At 45.3% G+C, this 23347-nt stretch carries 24 protein-coding genes; 12 read left to right on the top strand and 12 right to left on the bottom strand.

From position 1 onward, the window contains the following. Positions 1–165: 165 nt before the first annotated feature. The 4 genes from map to DN599_RS16075 all read left to right on the top strand — a co-directional run bounded on the left by map (position 166) and on the right by DN599_RS16075 (position 5399). A complete protein-coding gene (gene map / locus DN599_RS16095) occupies positions 166–963 on the top strand; it encodes a type I methionyl aminopeptidase (RefSeq protein WP_110458608.1) in 798 nt (265 codons plus the stop codon). Between the two features lie 103 nt (positions 964–1066). Continuing rightward, a complete protein-coding gene (gene glnD / locus DN599_RS16090) occupies positions 1067–3637 on the top strand; it encodes a bifunctional uridylyltransferase/uridylyl-removing protein GlnD (protein ID WP_110458607.1) in 2571 nt (856 codons plus the stop codon). Positions 3638–3949: 312 nt separating this feature from the next. After that, positions 3950–4774, top strand: coding sequence for a 2,3,4,5-tetrahydropyridine-2,6-dicarboxylate N-succinyltransferase (gene dapD / locus DN599_RS16080; protein ID WP_110458606.1), 825 nt, complete (start codon positions 3950–3952; stop codon positions 4772–4774). Between the two features lie 280 nt (positions 4775–5054). Further along, on the top strand, positions 5055–5399 hold the full coding sequence (locus tag DN599_RS16075; RefSeq protein WP_110458605.1) for a DUF3718 domain-containing protein: 345 nt from the start codon (positions 5055–5057) through the stop codon (positions 5397–5399). Between the two features lie 232 nt (positions 5400–5631). Here the strand turns inward: DN599_RS16075 and purU are convergent, their stop codons facing one another. From purU to DN599_RS16050, 5 genes are all read right to left on the bottom strand, one after another. Next, complete coding sequence (purU, locus tag DN599_RS16070; RefSeq protein ID WP_110458604.1) at positions 5632–6465, bottom strand: formyltetrahydrofolate deformylase; 834 nt, start codon at positions 6463–6465, stop codon at positions 5632–5634. A gap of 72 nt (positions 6466–6537) precedes the next feature. Then, complete coding sequence (locus DN599_RS16065) at positions 6538–7971, bottom strand: PTS transporter subunit EIIC (protein WP_110458603.1); 1434 nt, start codon at positions 7969–7971, stop codon at positions 6538–6540. After that, the gene (locus DN599_RS16060; protein ID WP_110458602.1) at positions 7968–8432 is read right to left on the bottom strand and encodes a flavodoxin; all 465 of its coding nucleotides are present in this window, start codon (positions 8430–8432) and stop codon (positions 7968–7970) included. Before DN599_RS16060 ends, DN599_RS16065 begins: the two co-directional genes overlap by 4 nt. 672 nt (positions 8433–9104) lie before the next feature. Further along, positions 9105–9902 carry a tRNA pseudouridine(65) synthase TruC gene (truC, locus tag DN599_RS16055; protein WP_204165146.1) on the bottom strand — a complete coding sequence of 266 codons (798 nt, stop codon included), beginning with the start codon at positions 9900–9902 and terminating at the stop codon, positions 9105–9107. 22 nt (positions 9903–9924) lie between these two features. Beyond that, positions 9925–10245 carry a YqcC family protein gene (locus DN599_RS16050; RefSeq protein WP_110458600.1) on the bottom strand — a complete coding sequence of 107 codons (321 nt, stop codon included), beginning with the start codon at positions 10243–10245 and terminating at the stop codon, positions 9925–9927. A 149-nt stretch (positions 10246–10394) separates the two neighbouring features. Here DN599_RS16050 and DN599_RS16045 point away from each other — a divergent pair, with 149 nt between their 5' ends. Next, positions 10395–11408: a DUF3549 family protein gene (locus tag DN599_RS16045; protein ID WP_110458599.1), complete on the top strand. Its 1014-nt coding sequence runs from the start codon at positions 10395–10397 to the stop codon at positions 11406–11408. Then, positions 11405–11794 carry a DUF3301 domain-containing protein gene (locus tag DN599_RS16040; protein ID WP_110458598.1) on the top strand — a complete coding sequence of 130 codons (390 nt, stop codon included), beginning with the start codon at positions 11405–11407 and terminating at the stop codon, positions 11792–11794. The genes DN599_RS16045 and DN599_RS16040 overlap by 4 nt, the downstream gene beginning before the upstream one ends. Positions 11795–13267: 1473 nt before the next feature. On the opposite strand, the gene DN599_RS16035 is transcribed toward DN599_RS16040, so the two are convergent. After that, positions 13268–13519, bottom strand: a complete 252-nt coding sequence (locus tag DN599_RS16035) for an Mpo1-like protein (RefSeq protein ID WP_110458597.1) — start codon at positions 13517–13519, stop codon at positions 13268–13270. Between the two features lie 4 nt (positions 13520–13523). After that, positions 13524–14177, bottom strand: coding sequence for a GNAT family N-acetyltransferase (locus DN599_RS16030; protein ID WP_110458596.1), 654 nt, complete (start codon positions 14175–14177; stop codon positions 13524–13526). Positions 14178–14393: 216 nt separating this feature from the next. Here DN599_RS16030 and DN599_RS16025 point away from each other — a divergent pair, with 216 nt between their 5' ends. Next, positions 14394–14624 carry a DUF2789 domain-containing protein gene (locus DN599_RS16025; protein WP_110458595.1) on the top strand — a complete coding sequence of 77 codons (231 nt, stop codon included), beginning with the start codon at positions 14394–14396 and terminating at the stop codon, positions 14622–14624. Positions 14625–14771: 147 nt separating this feature from the next. Here the strand turns inward: DN599_RS16025 and DN599_RS16020 are convergent, their stop codons facing one another. Further along, entirely contained in the window at positions 14772–15176 is a 405-nt protein-coding gene (locus tag DN599_RS16020) for a DUF3192 domain-containing protein (protein ID WP_110458594.1), read from the bottom strand. A gap of 115 nt (positions 15177–15291) precedes the next feature. Between DN599_RS16020 and DN599_RS16015 the strand changes: the two genes are divergently transcribed. Together DN599_RS16015 and DN599_RS16010 are read left to right on the top strand one after the other, a co-directional pair. Then, entirely contained in the window at positions 15292–15627 is a 336-nt protein-coding gene (locus tag DN599_RS16015; RefSeq protein ID WP_110458593.1) for a hypothetical protein, read from the top strand. Next, positions 15627–16400 (top strand): Zn-ribbon-containing protein, encoded by a 774-nt coding sequence (locus DN599_RS16010; protein WP_110458592.1) that lies wholly within the window; start codon positions 15627–15629, stop codon positions 16398–16400. Before DN599_RS16015 ends, DN599_RS16010 begins: the two co-directional genes overlap by 1 nt. Positions 16401–16499: 99 nt before the next feature. On the opposite strand, the gene syd is transcribed toward DN599_RS16010, so the two are convergent. Continuing rightward, positions 16500–17162 carry a SecY-interacting protein gene (gene syd, locus DN599_RS16005; protein WP_110458591.1) on the bottom strand — a complete coding sequence of 221 codons (663 nt, stop codon included), beginning with the start codon at positions 17160–17162 and terminating at the stop codon, positions 16500–16502. Positions 17163–17222: 60 nt separating this feature from the next. Here syd and queF point away from each other — a divergent pair, with 60 nt between their 5' ends. Continuing rightward, complete coding sequence (gene queF / locus DN599_RS16000; RefSeq protein WP_110458686.1) at positions 17223–18080, top strand: NADPH-dependent 7-cyano-7-deazaguanine reductase QueF; 858 nt, start codon at positions 17223–17225, stop codon at positions 18078–18080. Positions 18081–18302: 222 nt separating this feature from the next. Here queF and DN599_RS15995 read toward each other — a convergent pair whose 3' ends face one another. The 3 genes from DN599_RS15995 to DN599_RS15985 form a co-directional block, all read right to left on the bottom strand. Next, positions 18303–19307 (bottom strand): 4'-phosphopantetheinyl transferase family protein, encoded by a 1005-nt coding sequence (locus DN599_RS15995; RefSeq protein ID WP_110458590.1) that lies wholly within the window; start codon positions 19305–19307, stop codon positions 18303–18305. Positions 19308–19660: 353 nt separating this feature from the next. Continuing rightward, positions 19661–20854: an NO-inducible flavohemoprotein gene (hmpA, locus tag DN599_RS15990; protein WP_110458589.1), complete on the bottom strand. Its 1194-nt coding sequence runs from the start codon at positions 20852–20854 to the stop codon at positions 19661–19663. A 214-nt stretch (positions 20855–21068) separates the two neighbouring features. Then, positions 21069–21425 (bottom strand): RidA family protein, encoded by a 357-nt coding sequence (locus DN599_RS15985; RefSeq protein ID WP_239473332.1) that lies wholly within the window; start codon positions 21423–21425, stop codon positions 21069–21071. A 237-nt stretch (positions 21426–21662) separates the two neighbouring features. Here DN599_RS15985 and DN599_RS15980 point away from each other — a divergent pair, with 237 nt between their 5' ends. Further along, the gene (locus tag DN599_RS15980) at positions 21663–22139 is read left to right on the top strand and encodes a cupin domain-containing protein (protein WP_110458588.1); all 477 of its coding nucleotides are present in this window, start codon (positions 21663–21665) and stop codon (positions 22137–22139) included. 325 nt (positions 22140–22464) lie between these two features. Further along, the gene (locus tag DN599_RS15975; RefSeq protein ID WP_110458587.1) at positions 22465–23319 is read left to right on the top strand and encodes a PA4780 family RIO1-like protein kinase; all 855 of its coding nucleotides are present in this window, start codon (positions 22465–22467) and stop codon (positions 23317–23319) included. The last annotated feature ends 28 nt before the right edge of the window (positions 23320–23347 follow it).

Raw genomic sequence — 23347 nt, 5'->3', positions numbered from 1 at the left:
CGCCAGATTCGCTCTTAACCAAACGTCAGAAGACCTGGTCAGATGACAAGTAATCAAGAGTCAAACGTAACGGCGCGCTTTATACCATGAAATCAGCGAAAACACAAATTTTTAGCATAGCTGGCGCGCCAAAAATAAGACTACCGAGAAACAAGAGAAAGCCTAATGAGTATAGTGATTAAAACAGCCGAAGAGATCGAAAAAATGCGCGCTGCGGGCAAATTAGCCGCCGATGTGCTAGCAATGATAGCCCCTTATGTGAAGGTCGGCGTCACCACGAATGAGCTTAACGATATCTGTGCGAAATATACTGAAGAACAAGGGGCTATTTCGGCTCCACTGAACTATCACGGTTTCCCAAAATCTATTTGCACCTCTATTAATGAGGTGATTTGTCACGGTATTCCCAGTGACAGAGCCTTAAAAGATGGCGATATCCTCAATATCGACATTACCGTGATTAAAGATGGCTATCATGGTGACACCTCAAAAATGTTTCTGATTGGTGATGTCAGCGCCAAAGACAAGCGTCTGTGCCGTGTTGCCCAAGAAAGCCTGTATGAAGCCATTAAAAAGGTGCGTCCAGGTATGAAGCTAGGTGAAATTGGTACCATCATTGAGAAATACATTAAGGGTAAGAAAACGGGTCTCGAAAAATACAGTATCGTGACCGATTATTGCGGCCATGGTATCGGCGCAGGTTTTCACGAAGAACCTCAAGTCATGCATTACAAAAACAATGACAAGACCGTACTGCGTCCGGGCATGTGTTTTACCATCGAGCCGATGATCAATGCGGGTCGTCACACTAGCGTGTTAGATAAAGACGACAACTGGACTGTAACCACCTCTGATGGCAAAAACTCGGCCCAATGGGAACATACCCTATTAGTGACTGACAAAGGTGTCGAGGTACTAACACTGCGCGCTGAGGAAGACTTTCCACGCATAATCAATCACTAATTACTGTACTTTTCGTTTAAGAATTGCGTAAAGTGGAGAAGGAATTGCGATAATATCGGGCAGTGGGCTGGCAACAGCCACTGCCTTTTCCCCAAGGATGCCAATGAATAACGCACTGAACGCCAAATCTGCCTTAAAACTGCAAAACGAGCAACTATTAGAGCGATTTAACGCCGGCGAGTCAGTCACCTTGCTGGTCAAGCAACGCTGCCGCGCCGTCGATGCGTTATTGTGCAAACAATGGCAATGCCATCGACTCGACCAACACCCTGTGGCCCTGATCGCGGTGGGCGGTTATGGCCGCGGTGAACTGCACCCCCATTCAGACGTAGATCTGCTGTTTTTAATTGACGGTAAATTATCTCAAGCAGGTGAACACCAATTGGGACAATATATCGCCTTTTTATGGGACGCTGGCTTAGAAGTCGGCCACAGCGTACGCAGCGTCGATGACACCATTAATCAAGGGCGTACTGATATTACCATTGCTACCAACTTGCTCGAAGCACGGCAGTTATGTGGTCCACAGTACTTATTTGATGAATTATATAACCGCGTAAGAGAAGCCAACTTCTGGCCCCCCAGCGACTTTTTTGTCGCTAAGCGCGATGAACAGATGCTCAGACATGCTAAGGCCAGCGCCTTCGATCTCGAACCCAACATTAAGTCATGCCCCGGCGGTTTACGCGACATTCAAACGATTACCTGGGTAGCAATGCGTTACTTTAATGCCAGCTGCACCGAAGACTTAGTCGCCCACGGCTTTTTAGAAAAAGAGGAGTTAGATGAGCTTCTCGAATGCCAAGAATACCTGTGGCAGTTGAGATTTGCACTGCACCTTATCTCGGGCCGAGACGAAAACCGCTTATTGTTTGATCTTCAGCGTCAAGTCGCCACACTGCTTGGCTATAAAGATGAAACCCAGCTTGCGGTAGAACAGATGATGAAACGCTACTATCGCACGGTGCGCCGTGTGATGGAGCTCAACCAAATGCTATTGCAACTGTTTAAACGGGCAACCTTAGGTCACACCAAGGCGCTTGAGATCTTCCCTATCGATGAAAACTACCAACGCCGCAGTAGTTTTATCGAGTGCCTTAAGCCTAATGTATTTGACGATCCCGCCGAGATTATGGGGCTCTTTTTACAAGTCGCGCGTAACTCTAATATTAAGGCGATTTATGCGCCGACCTTACGCCGGCTTCGCCGGGCACGGCGAGCACAAACACAACCGTTAATGCATCATGAGGCGTGCCGCGCGATATTTCTTGAAATTTTACGTCATCCACGCGGTATAGCGGCCCTCTCCTTGATGCACAGCCACGGGATCATGTCCGCCTATTTGCCTGCTTGGCGCAGTATCGAAGGGCAAATGCAGTTTGACCTGTTCCATGCTTATACGGTCGATGAACATACCCATAGATTAATCTTAAATATCGAGCGGTTTTCTCAACCCGAACAAAAAGAGGAATTTCCACTCGGCTCTGTACTGATTAATCAGCTGCCTAAAAAAGGCTTACTGGTATTAGCAGCCATTTTTCACGATATTGGTAAAGGCCGCGGCGGCGATCACAGCAAGTTGGGCGCAGTGGATGCCCAAGCATTTTGCGATCTACACGGCTTAAATAAACATGATGGCAGACTGGTTAGCTGGCTGGTAGAGAACCACCTTATCATGTCGGTAACGGCCCAGCGCCGAGACATTTCCGACCCTGATGTGGTCGCTGAATTTGCCGATAAAGTGCGTGATGCTGTGCATTTAAGCTATCTCTATTGCCTGACGGTGGCGGATATTTGTGCCACTAACGAAAAAACCTGGAACAGCTGGAAAGGCTCATTACTGCGCGACCTTTACTTTTCAACGCAGCGGGTGCTGGCACGCGGTAAAGAGAAGCCGGTTGATATTCGAGCTCGGGTTCGCGAGCACCAAGCCAAAGCGAAAAAAGAGCTGCTCAGACGTGGCATTAAAGAAAAAAGCCTCGACCAATTATGGTTACGCTTTAAAGCCGATTACTTTTTACGTCATCAGCCCAATCAAGTGGCTTGGCATGCCGAGGCTATCCTTAAACATAAACATGATGAAGCCTTGGTGCTCATCTCTAAACACACCACCCGTGGTGGTACAGAATTATTTGTCTATACCCCAGACAAACCGAGATTATTTGCCACCGTCATGGCGGTACTCGACAATAAAAACATCAATGTGCATGATGCTAATATCATGAACTCAAAAGACGGATATGCACTGGATTCTTTTGTCATTTTAGAGCAAGATGGCAGCCCAGTTTCGCAGTTATCTCGGATTCAGAGTTTAAGAAAAGCCTTGGTCAGAGCCTTAAGCAGCGATACCGCCAAACTGCCCAAGTTTAAAAAACTGCCGCGCAAGATGAAGCCCTTTAGGGTACCGACTCAGGTGAGTTTTTTACCTGCGCGCAAGCAAGGCACCACCATGATGGAGCTTATTGCATTAGACAGTCCCGGCTTATTGGCTAAAGTTGGTGATATTTTTTACCGTTGCCAAGTCACACTGCTGGCGGCCAAGATCACCACGATAGGTGAACGTGCAGAAGACTTTTTTATGTTACAAACAGCCGATGGCAAACAGTTAGACCCAGTTCAACAAGAGGAGCTCAGCGCCGCGTTAATCGAAGCGCTCGCCGAGCCAAATAACTAGGGCCTGTTAATCTTTCAAGGTTGTTTTTGCAGCGGATTGCAGGGTATTTATACAAGGCAGAAGCTTTGTAGTGTAGTTATTCTACATAAAAAGCTGAGAACGCAGTAAAAATACCCAACAAACGCTGCCCGAAGGGTTCGGCTAAAAACGTTTTACTCTTTGTTAAGTGAATTTTGCTTAGATGACTAGGCTGCAATCCACTCGCCTCGATTAACACGTTTTTGTCTCGAACAACATTCAACCAGCAAAGATCAACAGGCCCTAACTACTTTTTATTCAGCAATCATCTTTAATGATAATCGGGAGACGTTAATGGAGGCTTTACGCCAACGTATTGAAGCAGCTTTTGAAGCTCGCGCAGAAATTACCCCTACCACGGTCGATGCCAGCGTGCGGGCCGACGTAGAAAAAGTCATCAGTATGCTAGATAAAGGCGAGGCGCGCGTCGCCGAAAAAATTGATGGTCAGTGGCATGTGCACCAATGGTTGAAGAAAGCCGTTTTACTCTCTTTCCGTATTTTCGACAACCAAGTCATCGACGGTGCAGAGACTAAATATTTTGACAAAGTGCCAATGAAATTTGCCGACTATGACGAAGCACGTTTTAAAGCCGAAGCCATTCGAGTGGTGCCTCCTGCTGCCGTGCGTAAAGGCTCTTATATCGGTAAAAATACCGTATTGATGCCATCATATGTCAACTTGGGCGCTTACGTCGACGAAGGCACTATGGTCGACACCTGGGCTACTGTGGGCTCATGTGCACAAATTGGTAAAAACGTGCACCTGTCTGGCGGCGTTGGCATTGGCGGTGTGCTTGAGCCTCTGCAGGCTGGCCCAACCATTATCGAAGATAACTGTTTTATCGGCGCGCGCTCTGAAATTGTTGAAGGTGTGATAGTTGAAGAAGGCTCGGTTATCTCTATGGGTGTCTACATTGGCCAAAGCACGCGTATTTTTGACCGTGAAACTGGCGAAGTGCATTATGGCCGTGTTCCTGCGGGCTCTGTCGTTGTGTCGGGGAACTTACCGTCAAAATGTGGCACTTACAGCCTGTATGCGGCAATCATAGTCAAGAAAGTCGATGCAAAAACCCGTGGTAAAGTGGGCATTAACGAACTACTGCGTATCGTTGATTAATCCACATTGCACCGAACGTTAACGCCAGCTGCGCTATCAGCTGGCGTTTTTATGCCCTAAACACAGGCATAGCCTTATACGCGTCGCCCTATTCTACTCCCCCTTAATCTTTGGGTCTCTGACCGATTTGCCCCCACAAAGACACATTTGTTTACCTGCAGATACCATTCGATACATGCCTCACATTCAGATACATTTTCAGACAATTTACTCACAGCTTTTGCCGCTAAAAACGACTTAACTCAACTTTAACCGCCATAAAAGATGTTAGGAGTTCAACATGAAAAAGTTACTCTCAATCGCTATCATTGCCATAGCGCCGCTGGCTTTCTCAACTCAGGCCGCCATGACAGTGCAGATGGAGAACGCCTTAATTGCCGTATGCAAAGCAGGCGCCAGCAATAATGTAGTTAAGTTCAATGGCACCATGCAGGAATACCGCATTAATAAACAGCGTATTTTCCCAAGGCTCGTCTGTAATCAGCAGAGCTTTTACCAATTCGCGCAGTCCCAAGGTGCCGAGCGGACCGCACAGCAGATATTACGCTACACCAAAGGGAATGTGACCATTACAGATATTGCCATGCATTATGAAGATGTACAGATGCTTGCCGTTAACTATTAACGGCTCATCATGAGCCATGGAACGTTAACCAAGAGAGATTAGCCGTAATCAACAAACCAATGACGAAAGCTGAAGCTACATAGCCAATAGGTTAGCGATTCGAAGTTAAGGAGTTGATGTGGCTCTTAATTGACCCCGTCGCCTATCGACGGGTCAACAAGTGATCCAAATGATATTGATACCATCATTACTGTTGATGTCATTCAATTGCAGCGGAGCGAGAGCCATACTATCAGAACACGACCGTCTTATTGCCATAAACAATCACGCTTTCTTGCAGCACTAATTGCAACGCTTTACTCAACACACTTTTCTCTACATCACGACCACATTGAGCCAGATCATCGGCGCTAAAACTATGATCAACAGGGATCACATCTTGCTTAATAATCGGCCCTTCATCTAAACAGTTATTGACAAAATGCGCCGTAGCACCAATGATTTTCACCCCTCGTTCCCACGCTTGTCGATAGGGCGAAGCTCCCACAAAAGCGGGTAAAAAGGAGTGGTGAATATTGATGATGCGATTAGGGTGTTGCTCAACAAACTCAGGTGTTAACACCCGCATATATTTGGCTAAGACCAAGTAATCGGGTTGATATTGAGCGATAATATCCAACATGGTTTGCTCATGTTCTTGACGGGTCACTCCTTCATGAGAAACATGATAAAAAGGGATACTAAATTTTTCAGCTAACGGCTTAAGTATGTCGTAATTACCAATAATAGCTGAAATTTCAACATCCAAAGCACCGTAATACGCTTTCATAAGCAAGTCACCAAGGCAATGAGCCTCTTTGGTTACCATCACGACAATCCGTTTGGTGCTTTTGGTTACCAATTTTAAATGACGCTGAACGGGTAACACCTTACCGACATCAGCCAGCAATCCCGGCTCATCCTCGCAGCCTTCAACCTCGGTGCGCATAAAAAATCGTCCCTGAGCATTATCAACAAACTCACTGTTCTTAACGATATTCAATCCGTGGGCATAACAGACCCCAGTTATTTTAGTAATTAAACCAGGCGCATCGGCGCAGTCGGTGATCAATACTTTTCGTTGCATCATTTTTCTCCATTAACCTAGAGCTAAGCCGATAATGACATTTTTTTACTCACAAGCCCGGTAATTTAGTCGTTATGATGACGGTTTTCGCCGATTTAAATACTGCTGTAACAGGCGGCGAATACTCTCCGCTTTAGTACCGTAAACCAGTTGTACGCCACTTCCTACCATCACCACCCCTTTAGCACCTAGTTGTGATAGGCGTTGTTTATCAACAAGTGCAGCTTGCTTAACACCGATCCGCAGTCGAGTTAAACAAGCACTCAATTCACTAATATTATCTTTACCGCCTAATGCCGAGATTATGGCAATAATCCCAAGACGCTGCGCCGCCTGCCCGTCGACTCGCCCAGGGGTTTTTAAATTAAAGGTCATAATGGAAATACGAAACACCAGATAATAGATCACTGCCGTCAGCGGGCCTAATACCCAAAACCAATGTGTATTACGTGACAATCCAAACAGTAAGGTAAAATCCACCAGTCCATGGGAAAACACCACACTGTGGTGAATATCTAAAGCTATGGCCACCGCATAGGCAAGTCCGGTCATCAAAGCATGTAATAAAAACAATAACGGCGCGACAAGCATAAAGGCAAATTCGACCGCTTCGGTCACCCCCGTTAACCAGCTAGCCCCCGCAGCTGAGAGCATGATCCCTGCAACGCGATTACGCTCACTCTTATCCGCGCAGCGCCAAATAGCCAACGCCGCAGCGGGTAATCCCCACATTTTAATCAGATAGCCACCAGCCAGATGCCCCGCTTCAGCGTCACCCGCTAAATAGCGTGCCACCTCGCCCCGAACCACCTCGCTTTGTGTCACATATTGCCCCATTTCAAGATAAAACGGCACATTCCAAATATGGTGCAATCCAAACGGAATTAATAACCGCTCAACACTGCCGTAAATAGCAAAGGCCAATATGGGATCTTGATACACGGCCCAATCTGAGACGCCCTCAATCCAGTGAGATAGCGGCGGCCATAGTAAAAGGGCGCCATAGGCCAAGCCCATTGCAATAGGTAACATTAACAATGGGGCGCTACGGTGACCTTCAAAAAAAGAGAGCACCGCCGGCAGTCGCAATCGCTCGCTGAACCTAACCGCAATACAGGTTAATGCGCCAACAACAATGCCACCAGCAATACCTGTATCGAACGTTTGCGACCCTAAAATGGTCTGTCCCTCAAGTTGATATATATCGATCCACGCCGACAAACTGGCAAAAAACACCCCATAGCCAAACACCGCTGTAAAGGCGGCAATCCCTTGATCACGACAAAAACCTATCGCTATAGTCACCGCAAACAACATCGGCATCATAGCGAAAATCAACTCACCTATGGCTAACATTACTATGGCACTATTAGGCGAAATAAATGGAATGGGGTTAATGGCCAAGCCAACCATCAACCCCGCTGCTGGTAAAATAGCAATTGGGAGTAATAATGATTGGCTCAGTTGCTGGGCTAATTTAAACCACTGATGGCGAAGTTGTTTCAATCGACGTTACACGGTGAGGTAAGTAGCAACCATTGATTCAACCAGACTTTGGCTTCAACCTCTGGTTCCATGGTTTCACAAGCATCAAGCTTAAGTAGCTCACCGACCCTAGTTGCACCTAATTCAGTTAATAACTCATCAAACTTAATTCCTGCATGGCAGAAAGTCTCGTAACTTGAGTCACCCAAGGCTATGACCCCGTAAGCTAACTTAGGTAGATAAGGCGCAACCTCTCTGAGTGTCTCAAACCAAACATTAAGCTCATCAGGAATATCCCCCTGCCCTGTAGTCGATGTAACGATGAGTAATAACTCATCTTCTGGTGGCACAAAGCCTGCTAAAGTTTCGGGGGACATGAGCGCCACAGGCCAACGAGCATCGACTAGTTGTGCTTGTAAGGTTTCGGCCACAAACTGGGCGTTGCCATATACAGTGCCAAAAACTAGATTAATTTTTTTCATTTTTTCTTTAGCCCTCGGGACAAAATTTACATATAATTCAAACATACTTTATTGAAAGCTTGATGGCTACACTAGGTTATTGAGTTTCAAGGATCAATTAGATGCGTCACTCGAGCCGAAAAAAACATCTAAAGCATGTTCAACGAAGCGCCCATATTAGACGCATGTGTTATTTCAGAACCATCCACTCCCTCGCTTCACCTCATTCCTGTGTACTGGATATTAGCAATGAAACGCAGTTATTAATCTGCCAAACTGCCAAAGATAAACAGGAGAGTAAATAGTCAACTTAGCGCCAGTCATACTCTAATGGTAAAGATAAACCTTACTTGCTCAATTGAGTCACTCAAACGTCTGTGGGCCAGCTGACGTTTGAGTGACAATACGATTGAAATACGCCTTATGAACCAGCAATTGTTGTTACTCAAGGTGGCGTAAGGCGTTACATGGTGATGCAGCGGAGCATTTGCGTAATACCAATTACATTAGTTCTCAGGCCCTTTGGTGATAAAAATGTACTGGAGTTTTATTGTCAATTTTATAATATAAACAGCCCATTACTCCAATTAACACCTTATACAAGTGCATTTTACTCATCAATATCAATCGCGTATTTGCTGACTATTTATTGAGTTTGACTGGGATACATTAGCGGTGTTACACCAAAATGAATCAGCGAGCGATGAGTAAGTTTGGCTCATCAGACAACAACTCATCATTCCAACCAAAAGCGTCAAACAAGGTCAACCACTCTGGTTCTAACTCAGTTTCGACACTCATAGGCTCACCCGTTCTTGGGTGGATGAAGCTTAATCTTTTAGCGATAAGCCATAACCGATTGATGCCAAAGTGCTCCCTAAAAAAGCGATTCTGCTTACCATCACCATGAGTCGTATCACCCACAATAGGATGACGCAGATGCGCCATGTGTCTGCGAAGTTGGTGCTTACGCCCAGTATGAGGCGTTAACTGCACCAATGCATAGCGACTGGTAGGGTAACGTCCTGAAGCAAAGGGAATTTCACAATTAATCAGTGGCTGGTATGTGGTTTGCGCTTCTTGAGCTGCCTTATTAGGGTCCACATCCTTATCACCCAACTCATCAAACTCCTGTTTAAGTGGATAATCCAAGGTATCACCTTGCAACATATTTCCGCGCACTATGGCTAAATAATGCTTTTCAACCGCTTTTGAAGCAAATTGCTGACATAACATATTGGCCATTTCACTGCTTTTAGCAAACAAGAGTACACCCGATGTTGGCCTATCTAAGCGGTGCACAGGAAACACATGGCAACCGACTTTGTCACGCGTCATCTGCATGGCAAAAAAACGCTCTCGGCGAGCAAGGTAACTGCGATGCACTAATAAACCGGCTGGTTTATGGATCACGACCAGATCTTCATCTTCATAGAGAATAACAATCTCTGGGGCTGACTCAGCGGCACTACAGACTTCATCACAGGGCATAGCTTGCGGATCGGCTATTGGGTTATCTTGGTTCACTTAAAAACTCATCCAATTGATTAATAAGATTAATTAACATTTTCAGCTCGATGCGGTGTTGCCATACATATTCGGCCATCGGTGCTAACGCTATGTTAGTTGGCAAGGGAGCACGCTGGGCCACAAGCACACTCATCTTAAGAATAAAAATAAATTGTAGCCAATGCTCAAACGGCATCGACTCACAGGCAAACGGCGTAGGATCGGCCATGGCCTGCGTTGACGGTGGCTCATCAGCCCATAACGCCTGTGATTTTAGCTCCTGGGCAATGAGGGCTAATTGCTTTTGGGTAAACTGGTACAACATCGTAATTTCCTACCATCATTGACTATGAAACTTGTCTCTAGTGACGGATATCTTGGCTATTTTGCGCCAAATTATACCATCTCGGTAGAGTTCTCCCTATAATGACGGCCATTGAAATCTAGTCCCCACATGTAACGGCATTCTAACTCATGACTGAAATCACCACTCTTACCCAATTTTTAACCACGGCCAACTCGCAATTCGAAGTCTATGATCTAGGCCGCAGGGTACAACATATCGATAAGTTAACATTTGCCCAAATAGAGCAACTAGAAGCGCCTTACCCTTCACCTATTCAAGGCCATGCTCAGTTTGCGTTGGTATTTTGGGACGCTTCAAAACAGTATTACATCTGGTTTTTAAGGCTCCCTTTAGATGAGCGAGGCTTACTCTCTCCAGCCCCAAGAACCCAATTTATTCGTATGGTACTTGAGGCGCTGGGCAGCGACCCCACCCAACCCATATCTGAAGAACAACAAGATAGACTGGCTAATCACCCTTTCGCCTTTAAGCCAAGCGCCGAAAAGCTGGCACTGTTTAATGCCTTGGTTAGAAAGCAGCTCGGCCAAGTGGCTTCTGCGCAGTATGAATTCGCCTATCAATACCTCTCCGGTCAGGTGGATAGCCGTCGCTGGCAAGATGTTGGTCTGCAAGGGATTGCCGATATATGTGTTCGCTCTGATGAACTCGATCATCAAGCTCAGATTGAAAACGCTTTGGAGCACGGTGCCATTGAGGTACAAATCGCCCTATGTCAGCAATTAGAGCATTTAACCATTTCTGCCGAATTTGCTGAACGCTTATTGGAGAAGCTCTATAGCGTGGAAGCTGAACATAAACTTTACTTTATGCGCGCCCTAGCATCCCAAGCGAAGTATTCTCAAAAAGCTATTCATTACTTTGCCCAGCACGATTGTTTAGATAAAGAGACATTAATTACTATTGCAGCGCGTAATTGGATGGCGCTAAAAGACGATCAGACCCGCACTCTTTATCTCGAAGCACTTGCAAAACAAGATCAACACTTCTTTAACCAAATATTTGCTGATATCGTAGCCATTCCAGCGATTAGAACCGAGCTCTTAATGGAGCTACGTAACCCCAATCGCAGCACTACATTGTCTGCCGCTATAGGTGGATTATTTAAGGTAACGAAAGCATGATGACAGACTTTTTATTGATTGCGGCGCTCGTGATCATTGCGGCTTTTTTCTGGCAATTAAGGCAGATGGCAGAATTAAGCCGTTTGTTTGCCAGTAGCGAATGTAAAAAGCAGCGGGTACAGTTTTTGGCTATCGCCATGGAATCGGCCCGTCCCAGCATCGGCGGCAATAGTGGCCTTACATGGAAAGCTAAATTCCTATTGGACTTTAGTACTGACGGCCTCAATCAATATCAAGCAACTATCTGGATGCATGGCAAAAAGATACAAAAAATTCAGTGGCCAATATTCCCAGAACCCGAGTGGCTAGATGCGCCACAAGCCAGTGGCTCTATTGGCGGCGGTTGCGGCAGTCGTGGTGGCTGTAAACCCAATGGCTGTAAATAACACTATGCCTGTAAAACAACGCCAAAAGAAAATTAAAACAAAGCTAAACTCAATTTAAGCGATATGTGACAAGTCCTCAAAGAAAAAGCGCGGCTCAATAAAGAGTCGCGCCTTCTGTCTTTCGCTAAGCTATCCTGCTATGCCTGTGCTCCCTGCACCATCCATGGGTTCGAATTGCTCCTTGCCTCTTCCTTGTATCCCTTTCGTCCGTGTACTTGACGTACTGTCCCTTTACTTGGTCATCCTTTTACCAAGTTTGCTTACTCCTTAAGCATGTCCTATGTCGTCCTTGTGCTTCCTTGCAATACATTCCGTGTTTACTGCCATCCTAGACAGAACGTGTTCATCCATGAGTATTCGGCTTTCCTTAGTCTGCTAGCACTCATCCTGAGCGCTACATCCTTGTCACTCCTGTGTGCTATCGATCCTGATAGCACTGAATCATCTTGACTCATTGTCCATTAGCCTTCATCCCTGAACACGATTAATTGTAAAACATCGACGATCATTTAATGGGATATGAATAATTCCGTCTGGAGATTTACTATGTTCTGTATAGGTTGCAAGCCAAACAAAATATTGTTTAAAAAGGATAAAAGTGATCTAGCGCAGACTTTACTACATTAACAAACACCTTTTATCCTACGTGCTTGTGAGAGATAGCTTACAAGGTAATGAGTAGATACAGGCTGTTATAAAAAGAGGATAATTAATGCTTGTTAACCACGCAGTGAAACACCTAACCATGACTATAGCTCAATCGTAAGCTCAACTGATTATGCTATTTTACCTAAAAAGAAAAAGGCGCACTAAAAAGTGCGCCTAATATACTTTTGTTAGCCTTCCTGCTATCAAAATGCTCCCTGCTTCATCCTTAATGCTACAGCGTCCTGCTGACTCCAACCAGTCCTTTAACGTCCTAGTTGTCTCTCCTTAGATCAGTTATTCCATTAACTGAGGCACCCATTCCCTTGAATATTTATGCGTCCTGCAAGACAATCCTTGTACCAAAGACTTAAGTCGTTATTCCTTGTGGCAACATCCAATGTCACTAGAGTCAATCCTGACTCTTTCCAATACTTTATTCCAAGTACTTCATCCTGAAGTGTCTTAAAGTATGACTTAAGTAAAATCCATAAAGTAATAAGAGTATAATCATAACTGTCGAAGAATGGACTATGAGCAAAACAATCATAATTCCTAGGCTAAATCCTACCCACAAACAAAAACAGTAAGATATTGTTTTATAATGAAACAAACTAAATAACAGTAATGAAACACTCAATTTAAAAGTGAATAACGCACATCATTGTGAGAGATCTCTTACATATGCATGAGAGATCAGGTGCTATCCGCCATTAACCGCCAAATGAATTGAACAAGATGTTTCACTCATAGCAACAGCTAAAGCCACTACTCCCGCTGATTTGGCTTAAACCAGAATAACCCTATTACCCACTGCGTAAACATCAGCTAATCAGCCAAAAAACTGTATATTGGGTGAGTAAACATGACGGGACTATTATGCTCAAAAACATAGTGCCCTAGCCAAGCTGGAGCATAGCCCACAATAGGGAGCAGTAATAACAAGCAAACGTTACCCAATGAGATTGCTAAGGCAATGAATAGTAATACCAAACTACTGCCAACATAGTGCAGTGCACGACACATAGGATGCTGATGTTGTGATACATAAAACGAGTAAAAATCGCTAAAACGGCGCATAGGTTTATTCACTTTCTGCGCTGCGATAAAATAATAACTCGCCCTCTACATCATCAATGATCAGACTCTCTATGGCTGCGAATCCGAGTTTGGCAAATAGATGAGCATGCTTATCTTCAGTCACAAATACGCCAATACCATCAAGCTCTGGTTGTTCATCACACCAACTCACCACAGCCTGTATTAGGCGGGCTCCTAAGCCTTTATTTTGCTCTATTGGCGTCAATGCAATAAATTGCAAAATACCACAATGAGTACTAGGTAGCAGTTCTAATATTGAAGCTTCTTTGTTCATTAATGCTTGGGTCGAATGCCAACCAGTACTGATCAACATTTTTAATCGCCAATGCCAATAACGTGCCTCTCCCAACGGAACTTGCTGGGTTACAATACAGGCTAATCCAATCAACCTTTGGTCATCAAACAGACCAATTAAAGCTTGCTCTTCTTGCCATAAACTATGAAGTTCTTCACGAATTGCTCCGCGTAATTTTTGTTCATATTGGGCTTTATTACCTTGGTGCAGTGCCGCAATAAAGAAAGCGTCATCATGGTAGGCGTTGTACAAAATAGAGGCCGCTATACGCAGATCTTCAGCGGTTAAATATACAGCCTTCTTATAGTCATTATGGGCCGGCTCAGAAGCTTTATTGTTCATGACTGAATGTCCACATTTGCGATCAATACACTTAATGTAACAAAATTGTTAATTCGAGCAAACCCTAATATTTAATGGCTTCATAGTGATTTTCCTATAGTGATTAATTAAACCTTTCTCTACACAAAGCGTTGACTACTTGTCCTATGTTAGTAACTTAATCATTTTGATCCATACTCAATAGCAGTGACTTATTTTGTTTACAAGGGGCAAAAAATGGATATCACCACACCCAATCTCAATAGTTTATTTGCACAGTTAGGGTTACCTAATAGCGATCAGGCGATAGCAGACTTTATTGCGCAACACAAAATGGCAGACAATACCCATATTGCAAACGCCGACTTTTGGAATCAATCTCAACGCCATTTTATTAAAGAATCTCTCGAAGAAGATGCGCAGTGGACAGAGGTGATCGATCAATTAGACGCCCAGTTAAGAGCATAAACTTGCAGATTAAAGAGGAGAAAAAGCTTGGCTCGATATCGCATTAACGAGCCAAGTATCTAATCGCCGTCATGGCCTTTATCATTGCACCATATAACATAGCGAGCTCAAGATAATTAATCCTTTAACTGAGCAGCCACGCTTAGCTTAGAGGTTATCATAGGCCGCATTACCCCAACCAATCACTTGGTTATTGGCTAAGACAATCGGCGTACATTCTTCTTTAGTCGTGGTGCCATCTTCTTTGGTGCGCTGGGTACGATAATAAAGTACGGTAACCTCTCGATCTTGTTTAATATACGCCTCATTGAAATCAGCCGTGCCCATGAGAGTGATCACCTGCTCTCTATCCATCCCAATGGTTAACTTCGACAAATTAGCCCTATTTTTAGCTTGTGTGACTTGCCAACTCTGACCCTTATCCCAGCTGGCGTCTTCGTCACCAATATTGATCACACAACCTGACATTCCAATGGTTGATGCTGTCAAAATAATCAAACTCAGTAATTTTGTTTTCACTTTAACTCCCTGTTTATCTATTATAATCAGCATTGTTTACAGCAAAGTACATGCCATAGCGCTATCCATTTGAATAGTAATGACTTTTATTTATTCGACTATTTAGATGAATACAAAAATTGCTAAAAAGTAAGGAATTTCACTCATCATGACTCCGATCGAACAAGTCCTTGCAGTGGCGAAAGCGATTGTCGATTCTGGCAAGACTCCAAGCCTAGCACTGATAAAATCTAAGCTGGGAAATTCACTGCCTATGCCGGTGTTCATACAAGGCATACAGCGCTTTAAGGCGTTATCTAAGGAAGAAGTGGCGGCGCTTGATGCAAGCTATCGCCTGCCCGTCGTGCTAGAGCAGTCCACCGGTGCCGAGACCGCCTTAGCCCAATTGCAACAACAAGTACATGCCTTAACACAACAGCAACAGGAGTTAATCAATAGGATCTCCGCCCTCGAAGCCAAATTAACACAGCGAGATCACCATTAATGCACGTCGTGGAATTAAGATTTGAATGCTTCGATAACACCACCATCACCGCGGCAGAACAGGCTATCAATGGGCTTCTCGAAGCTTACCGTGCTAACGGCCAAGTCCTTGGGCGCGAATTTGCCGTGGCATTTAATGACGGGGAGTTTCGCGTACGTCTGCTGATGCCAGAAAAAAGCAGCCTAGCAAAACGCTATAACAGCCCATGGGTCGAGCACGCCCTAGGCAAGCTGACCGAAGCAAAACTGTTGCACCCTCGCGAAAAATATATCGGCCAAGATATCAATTCAGAAGTGACCAGTACAGAGACACCGAGTTGGCAGCTAATTTACACCAGTTACGTGCATATGTGCTCCCCACTTCGCAACGGTGATACCCTGCAACCTATTCCGCTATACCAGATCCCAGCCACCTTTAATGGCGATCATAAGCGGATCATTAAATGGCAAACCGAATGGCAAGCCTGTGATGAACTGCAGATGGCTGCGGCCACCAAAGCCGAATTTGCAGCACTTGAAGAGTTAACCTCGAGTGGCAGCGACCTGTTTAGACGAGGTTGGGATCTGCGCGGCCGCGTCGAGTACCTAACACACATCCCAACCTACTATTACTTATATCGCGTTGGGGGCGAAAGTTTAGCGTCTGAGCAACAACGGCCATGCCCGCGCTGTGGCAATCAAGACTGGTTACTCGATGAGCCCTTACTAGATATGTTCCACTTTCGGTGTGATGACTGCCGCATTGTCTCTAACATCTCATGGGATCACCTTTAACTATTAATTGAGTGAACTCCCTCCAACAGGCTCATCAACGGGGCATACATTGATGAGCCAGATTGACTCAGTTGTACTGTTAGCCAGCAACGTAAACCTTTAGCTTTTACCTCTGAGGTTAGCCCACATGGTTTTAATCCGCTGCCATATACCGGGATGCTCAAGCTCGGGCAGAGACTCTTCGACATGCTTAACCGGCGGGCATACTCTGGGAGATAACGCGTCGATAAACTCATTTAAACTCTCGGCTAACTGTTGATGTGGCACCTGTCCAGGGATCTCTAGCCAGACACTGCCATCATTATTATCGACCACCAACATCTGATCGCCTTCATTAAGCACGCCAATAAACCAAGTTGGGCTCTGCTTAAGTTTTTGCTTCATCATCAAATGGCCAATCAAGTTTTGCTGTAAATATTCAAAATCTTGATGATTCCACACCTGCAGTAGCTCACCCTGCCCCCAGGCAGAGTCAAACATTAACGGCGCCGCATAGTAAGCCCCATAAAAGGCATTGATGCTGTGATGCAGTCCCAGCTCTAAGGCATGTTCAATATTATTAAAGCCTGCGGGTGATTGCCGCTCAACAGCCTGCCAACGCACAGCAACCTCAGGACGCTTCAATACATCGGCTTTATCTTCGCTTAAAATACACTCAGAATCCTCCCCTTGAGGGTAATATCTAGGCGGTTCAGCTAGCTTTTCAATATAACTTTGGTGGTAAACGTCAAAAAAATTATCTAAAGCAGGTAAAGAAGACACTTAGCAGCAGTCCAAAATGTGAGTATAATGTATGGCTATTTTGACATGGAAATCCACTCGATGACACCAGTTCATGACCCATACAGTGATGCTCCCGCCCTTGCTGAATTAACCTTAGGCAAATCGACGGGCTATCAAGCACAGTACGATGCCAGCTTATTACAGGGCGTGCCGCGCAAACTTAATCGTGATGCCATTGGTTTAAGCGATCAATTGCCATTTCATGGGGCCGATATTTGGACAGGTTATGAACTTTCATGGCTCAATGCCAAAGGTAAACCTATGGTTGCCATTGCCGAGTTCAGCCTAGATGTGAATAGCGCCAATTTAATCGAATCTAAGTCGTTCAAGCTGTATCTCAATAGCTTTAACCAGACTAAATTCAATAGCATTGAACAGGTGCAGCAGACACTAACAGACGATCTTTGCGCATGTGCTCAAGGAGAAATCTCGGTTAAAGTTATCGAGCCAAAGCACTTTGGCAGCCAAAGAATCGTCGAGCTACCCGGTACCTGCATCGATGATTTAGATATCGAAGTCGATGACTATCACTTTAGCAGCGATTACCTTATCGACAGCACCGATGACAAAAGTATTGTCGCAGAAACCTTGACCTCAAACTTGCTCAAGTCCAACTGTTTAATCACCTCACAACCGGACTGGGGCACTGTGATGATTCGCTATCAAGGCCCTAAGATTGATCGTGAAAAACTGCTGCGTTATTTGATTTCGTTTCGTCAACACAACGAGTTTCATGAACAGTGCGTCGAGCGTATTTTTGTGGATCTCAAAAAGTTATGCCACTGCGCTAAATTAACCGTTTATGCTCGCTATACTCGCCGAGGAGGACTCGACATTAACCCTTATCGCAGTGAATTTGAAAATCCACCCGAGAGCCATCGCCTCGCGCGCCAATAGTCACTTAGGCGTTTGCTAACAAAGCGACAAGCTAATAGAGACAACTTGTAACACAATGATTTATAACATCAATATTATAAAAAGCCCGTACGCCTAACGGGCTTTTTTATTGCACCGCTCAAGTACACTCGGCCCCCAGACAGGCACAATCATTAGCGACAGAATTCACTCACATAGCCAATGTCATCGCACTGACACACAGACTCCCCCAAGATAACCAACCTAGCAATAATGTAATAATTGCAGCACATTCAACTGCATTGCCCGTAGCGTCAGTTTATCTTCGTCCTCAGGTTTAGCTTCTTGAGTCTCGGCGCGCTCAAGGCTCAATGCAAAGCGGTATTGAGCATCAAGGTGGCCTAACACCAGCTGCCAACTGTCGTTCAATCGTTTACCCTGCTCATCATGAAGCGACAAGGTAATATTGCGCTCAATCTTAGCTTGCATTCCCTCACGTAAAGCATGACGAGCACACGCTTTATTATCGACTTGAGACTGACAGTCTGACGCTGAGATCTGCTGGTAAGCAACAATCTGCATATATTCAGGTGGAGTCCCTCTTGGCAGCCAAGTTGATTCAGCATTCATCGCATCATCATGCTGTAGCGGCTCAAAGGCAAAACTAAAGGATTTAAGTGATAACGCCAGCCCCAAGCCCTTAGCCTTGATATATGACTCTTTAAGCGCCCACAGATCGAAAAAACGCCCTCGTTGCTGCGCCTGCGGTAAATCCAGCAGGCTATCGGTTTCATCGCAAGTGAAATAATGGTTCAAAATAGGGTAGATATTGGTGCTTTCGCGTTGGCGCTCAATATCGACACCAAGCGAGAGCCAGTGGTTAGCATGAGCGATGGCCACCAGCAGATAATCGCCACTGTGGCTGATATTGAACAATAACGGACAACGGGCGAAACAAGCCGTGGACAACACAGGCTTGCCTTTATCAAGATAGGTAAACTGCCATTGTGAAGGAGCGATTTCAACTCCCATGTCACGGGCGAACTGCGACAATATAGCGCGTAAATAACTTCGTACCAGTAAGCCTTTCACACGCGCATCAGGCTGTAAAAAACGGTCGGCTTTGGCTTGCTCGTCATCGGGTAGCCAAAGGCGCAATTGCTGCAACTGTGTTTGGCTTACCTTTTGAGGAGCCAAATCACATAAATAGAGGGTCACCGCCGATAATGGCTGAGGTAAAGCAAATGCGGGCACGATAGCAAACACCATGAGAGAACATATGCCCTAGTATAACCTCCTCCGGTGGCATTAATCGCGATGAGTTTGCAGCAAAAAGCTAATAAGGATTAAGCACACCGAAAGATTAATGCGTTTACCCCCTCGCCTACATCGGCTCTCGTTCTCGACGCTCTACATTAAGCGGTGGTATAAACACTTTATCAGCTCAGTGGCGGGTTAACATGAGTGATGGGATAAAAATAAGTGATGAGGTGGCGATCTTAAGCAAGATTAAGCTAAAGCGACGCTCCCTTAAACGTGACGGGCCCAGCGCCGTGTTTTCAACGTGCTGGGCCTTTATTTTTCTAGCCTATTTTTTATCTAGCCAATCGAGCAGCGATTAATTACACGCTTTGATGCGGGCCAAAGACCTCGTAATGCAACTGACTAGGCGCTATGCCAAGTGCTAACAATTGTCGCTTTACCTCAGCCATAAAGGGCACAGGCCCACAAAAATAATACTGTGCATTAGGGAGTAATCTGCCTATAACCTTGTCCAACTCGATAGTACCAGTAAACTGATAATCCTCACCGATACGGTCATCACTGCTTGGCTCGCGGTACCAGGTATAGGCTGCTAAAGGCTCATAACTAGCCGCTTTTTGCTGAATATCTGACTTAAAGCCATGAAACGCGCCAAATTCACAGGCATGTAACCAAGTGATGTCGCTGTGATGTTCAGAGCCCATCAACTGATTAAGCATGCTCATCATTGGGGTCAATCCCACACCCGCTGAAATCAACACCACTGGCGTATCATCATCTGCCGCCAACACAAAGTCTCCCGCGGGTGGGATCACCGCCAGTTCATCACCCACATTAAAGCCATCATGCAGTTTAGATGAGACTAAGCCACCCACTTCACGCTTAACACTGATCCGATAACTACAGCCATTGGGAGCATCTGACAACGAATACTGGCGAATTTCTTGTTGCGCAAAATCGCTATCTTGTACCTGCACACTTAAATATTGCCCTGGCACAAAATCCATAACCGCTTGGCCATCATTTGGAGTGAGAACAAATGAAGTGATCACCTCAGACTCTTGCTGCTTGGCGATAATGGTAAAAGCCCGCGTCCCTTTCCAGCCACCGACTTGCTCGGCACGAGTTTGATAAAGCTGACTTTCACGACCAATAAAAATATCGGCTAACACACCATAAGCACGGCCCCATGCATCGAGTACTTCATCGGTCACAGCCGCGCCCCCCAACTCTTTTAGCGTGGCTAACAGATGATGCCCAACAACTTGGTACTGCTCTGGTTGAATTAAAAAGCCGGTATGTTTTTGTGCGATGCGCTCCACTGCGCTGCCGAGCACTGCTAAGTTATCGATATTTCTCGCATAAGCCGCAACCGCATTAAATAGCGCGACTGGCTGACCACCATTATGTTGATTGGCTAAGTTAAATGTATCTTTTAGTTCGGGGTTATGCTGAAAAAGACGCTGGTAAAAATGGCTGGTTAACGCCGGGCCTGCTGATTCTAATAGTGGAATAGTGCTTTTGACAATTTGGATAGTATGCTTATCTAACATAGTGCGACACCTTAACATGCAAATAATATATATTTTTAAGGATGATAAAGATGTATTTGATTTAGATCAATGTTTTTAAACAACCTCGACAAAGTAAGTTAAACTTATCGCGCTAAAATGCCATCAAGCCGCCACGACTTAATAAGATAGAACACCAAGGATGTCGACAAACAAAGCGCTGTTAATCGACACCATTTCACACCAGCTAACCCTGTTACACTGCAGCGACAAAAGCAATTTCAACCAGATAGTTAGGATCGGCAAGCTCAGCTTTTATACAGGCTCGACTTGGCGCACACCCTGCAGGTAACCAGGCATCCCACAGTGCATTAAAGGTGGGAAGGTAAGTAAAATCTGTGATGTAGATCGTCGCCGACAGTAAGCGGGAATGATCGCTGTTTATTTGCGCTAATGTTGCTTCTGCTTGGGCAAAAATCTGTGACACCTGACCTGAGATATCCGCGTTGGTATCGGCAGCAATTTCAACAAAATGACCAATACCGTTATACACAGTGGCATCAGACCAACGTGTTGTGGGATTGAGGCGCTCAATTTTCATACTCTGTGTCATTAATGACTCCTTTAATCGATTATTAGCTCGTTATGGTAATGTCATTAATTAACTTGGGCTAGCGGCCGTACAAAAATAGCGCCTTAAGTAACATCAAAGCGGTATTGGCTTTGACAAGTATTTTAAGAGCGCGTTTAATGGCGCTGTGCGAGCATACCTCATAAGCAAGTGCATAACCCATGCTAATAGCACACGCTATGCCCTCTACATAATTTAGACATTTAATAGGTACTTTACATGCAAACAGCCGATGACTTTATTCAACAACTCGAACTCGAACAACATGTTGAAGGTGGTTACTATCGCTCCTCTTTTCGCTCACAGAGTGATTTCGATACCACGCGCTCACTGTGGAGCAGCATCTACTTTTTATTGCGTACTGGTGAGGTGTCGCATTTTCATCGCTTAACTTCTGATGAGATGTGGTATTTCCATGCGGGGCAATCATTAACTATCTATATGATCGATGAACAAGGGGAATTAACCACGGCCCAGTTAGGTCTCGATATCGCCGCGGGTGAACGTCCACAATTTTTGGTGCCCAAAGGCTGCATTTTCGGCTCGGCCATGAATCAACCCGGATTTTCACTGGTCGGTTGTATGGTTTCACCTGGGTTTACTTTCGATAATTTTGAGCTGTTTAGCCAACAAACCCTACTCGCCCAGTACCCGCAGCACCAAACCATTATTGAGCGCCTGAGTCGCCCTGAATAACGCCTAATTAAACACATAAGCTCAAATAAAGCGCATAAAAAAGATCCGAGAATATCGGGTCTTTTATTTTAGTTTACCCATCATTTTGCGGCGTATTCTTATGCTGCACCACGGGAAAACGAAGATTCCCCCCCCCCACTAAACCCCATACACCTCGGCCCGAAACTGATTAAGTCACCTACAACGCTAGGATCTGTGGCATCACAACGGCAGACATTATTGCTCACCCACATAAATCATTAAAGACAGTAGTTCGTAAGCCACTATCAGCTTATTTACTGGTGTAGAGGTACCATCCGAGGCTGAAGTAAGGTATAACGACGCAATGAAAACTCCCAAACGCATACAACCACTCGTTGACGATGGTCTCGTCGATGAAGTCATCAGCCAATTGATGAGCGGTAAAGAAGCCACTGTCTACATCGTTCGCTGCGGGACAGAGATCCGCTGCGCCAAAGTCTATAAAGAAGCGACTCAGCGCAGTTTTAAAAAAGCCGCTCAATATCAAGAAGGTAGAAAGAGTCGAAATAGCCGTCGCAGCCGTGCAATGGAAAAAGGCTCAAGCTACGGACGCGAACAACAAGAGCAAGCCTGGCAAAATGCCGAGGTCGATGCCCTATATAAATGCGCCGCCGCCGATATTAGAGTCCCCACTCCCTTTGGCTGTTTCGATGGTGTGTTATTAATGGAACTCATCACTGATGCCAATGGCGATGTGGCGCCGCGCCTCAACGATGTGATGTTAAGTGCCGAGCAGGCGATAAAAGATCACGACACCATGATGAGTTACATCACCCGCATGTTGTGCACTGGCATAGTCCATGGTGATTTATCCGAGTTTAATGTGTTACTGGACGAAAATGGCCCGGTGATCATTGACCTGCCCCAAGCAGTTGATGCTTCGGCCAATAATAATGCCAAAGCCATGCTCGCTCGTGACGTCAACAACATGACAGGCTATTACTCGCAATTTGCCCCCGAGCTAAAACAGACTCAATATGCCAAAGAGATGTGGGCCCTGTATGAAAAAGCCAAATTAACACCAGAGACGAAGTTAACCGGTCAATTTGCAGAAGATACCCATACCGCCGATGTCAATTCGGTGCTCGAAGAGATCCAAGCCGCCTTTGAAGAGGAGCAAGAAAAACACGAGCGTATAAGAGAAGCCAACGAGCTGTGATCCCTTACTGTTAAATGATAAGGCGTTA

Source organism: Shewanella algidipiscicola (genome assembly GCF_900380485.1).
GTDB classification, from domain to species: Bacteria; Pseudomonadota; Gammaproteobacteria; order Enterobacterales; family Shewanellaceae; genus Shewanella; species Shewanella algidipiscicola.
This window is presented reverse-complemented; position numbering and strand designations above follow the sequence as displayed.

What these genes read in the sequence shown, in the direction of transcription:
- DN599_RS16025 (WP_110458595.1), top strand. Translation starts at nt 14,394, where the DNA reads ATGGATATCACCACACCCAATCTCAATAGTTTATTTGCACAGTTAGGG.
- map (WP_110458608.1), top strand. Translation starts at nt 166, where the DNA reads ATGAGTATAGTGATTAAAACAGCCGAAGAGATCGAAAAAATGCGCGCT.
- DN599_RS16010 (WP_110458592.1), top strand. Translation starts at nt 15,627, where the DNA reads ATGCACGTCGTGGAATTAAGATTTGAATGCTTCGATAACACCACCATC.
- DN599_RS16020 (WP_110458594.1), bottom strand. Translation starts at nt 15,176, where the DNA reads ATGCTGATTATAATAGATAAACAGGGAGTTAAAGTGAAAACAAAATTA.
- DN599_RS16030 (WP_110458596.1), bottom strand. Translation starts at nt 14,177, where the DNA reads ATGAACAATAAAGCTTCTGAGCCGGCCCATAATGACTATAAGAAGGCT.
- DN599_RS15985 (WP_239473332.1), bottom strand. Translation starts at nt 21,425, where the DNA reads ATGACACAGAGTATGAAAATTGAGCGCCTCAATCCCACAACACGTTGG.
- truC (WP_204165146.1), bottom strand. Translation starts at nt 9,902, where the DNA reads ATGCCCTGTGATGAAGTCTGTAGTGCCGCTGAGTCAGCCCCAGAGATT.
- DN599_RS16045 (WP_110458599.1), top strand. Translation starts at nt 10,395, where the DNA reads ATGACTGAAATCACCACTCTTACCCAATTTTTAACCACGGCCAACTCG.
- dapD (WP_110458606.1), top strand. Translation starts at nt 3,950, where the DNA reads ATGGAGGCTTTACGCCAACGTATTGAAGCAGCTTTTGAAGCTCGCGCA.
- DN599_RS15975 (WP_110458587.1), top strand. Translation starts at nt 22,465, where the DNA reads ATGAAAACTCCCAAACGCATACAACCACTCGTTGACGATGGTCTCGTC.
- DN599_RS16050 (WP_110458600.1), bottom strand. Translation starts at nt 10,245, where the DNA reads ATGTTGTACCAGTTTACCCAAAAGCAATTAGCCCTCATTGCCCAGGAG.
- hmpA (WP_110458589.1), bottom strand. Translation starts at nt 20,854, where the DNA reads ATGTTAGATAAGCATACTATCCAAATTGTCAAAAGCACTATTCCACTA.
- DN599_RS16040 (WP_110458598.1), top strand. Translation starts at nt 11,405, where the DNA reads ATGATGACAGACTTTTTATTGATTGCGGCGCTCGTGATCATTGCGGCT.
- purU (WP_110458604.1), bottom strand. Translation starts at nt 6,465, where the DNA reads ATGCAACGAAAAGTATTGATCACCGACTGCGCCGATGCGCCTGGTTTA.
- DN599_RS15995 (WP_110458590.1), bottom strand. Translation starts at nt 19,307, where the DNA reads ATGGTGTTTGCTATCGTGCCCGCATTTGCTTTACCTCAGCCATTATCG.
- DN599_RS16060 (WP_110458602.1), bottom strand. Translation starts at nt 8,432, where the DNA reads ATGAAAAAAATTAATCTAGTTTTTGGCACTGTATATGGCAACGCCCAG.
- glnD (WP_110458607.1), top strand. Translation starts at nt 1,067, where the DNA reads ATGAATAACGCACTGAACGCCAAATCTGCCTTAAAACTGCAAAACGAG.
- DN599_RS16015 (WP_110458593.1), top strand. Translation starts at nt 15,292, where the DNA reads ATGACTCCGATCGAACAAGTCCTTGCAGTGGCGAAAGCGATTGTCGAT.
- queF (WP_110458686.1), top strand. Translation starts at nt 17,223, where the DNA reads ATGACACCAGTTCATGACCCATACAGTGATGCTCCCGCCCTTGCTGAA.
- DN599_RS16035 (WP_110458597.1), bottom strand. Translation starts at nt 13,519, where the DNA reads ATGCGCCGTTTTAGCGATTTTTACTCGTTTTATGTATCACAACATCAG.
- DN599_RS15980 (WP_110458588.1), top strand. Translation starts at nt 21,663, where the DNA reads ATGCAAACAGCCGATGACTTTATTCAACAACTCGAACTCGAACAACAT.
- DN599_RS16075 (WP_110458605.1), top strand. Translation starts at nt 5,055, where the DNA reads ATGAAAAAGTTACTCTCAATCGCTATCATTGCCATAGCGCCGCTGGCT.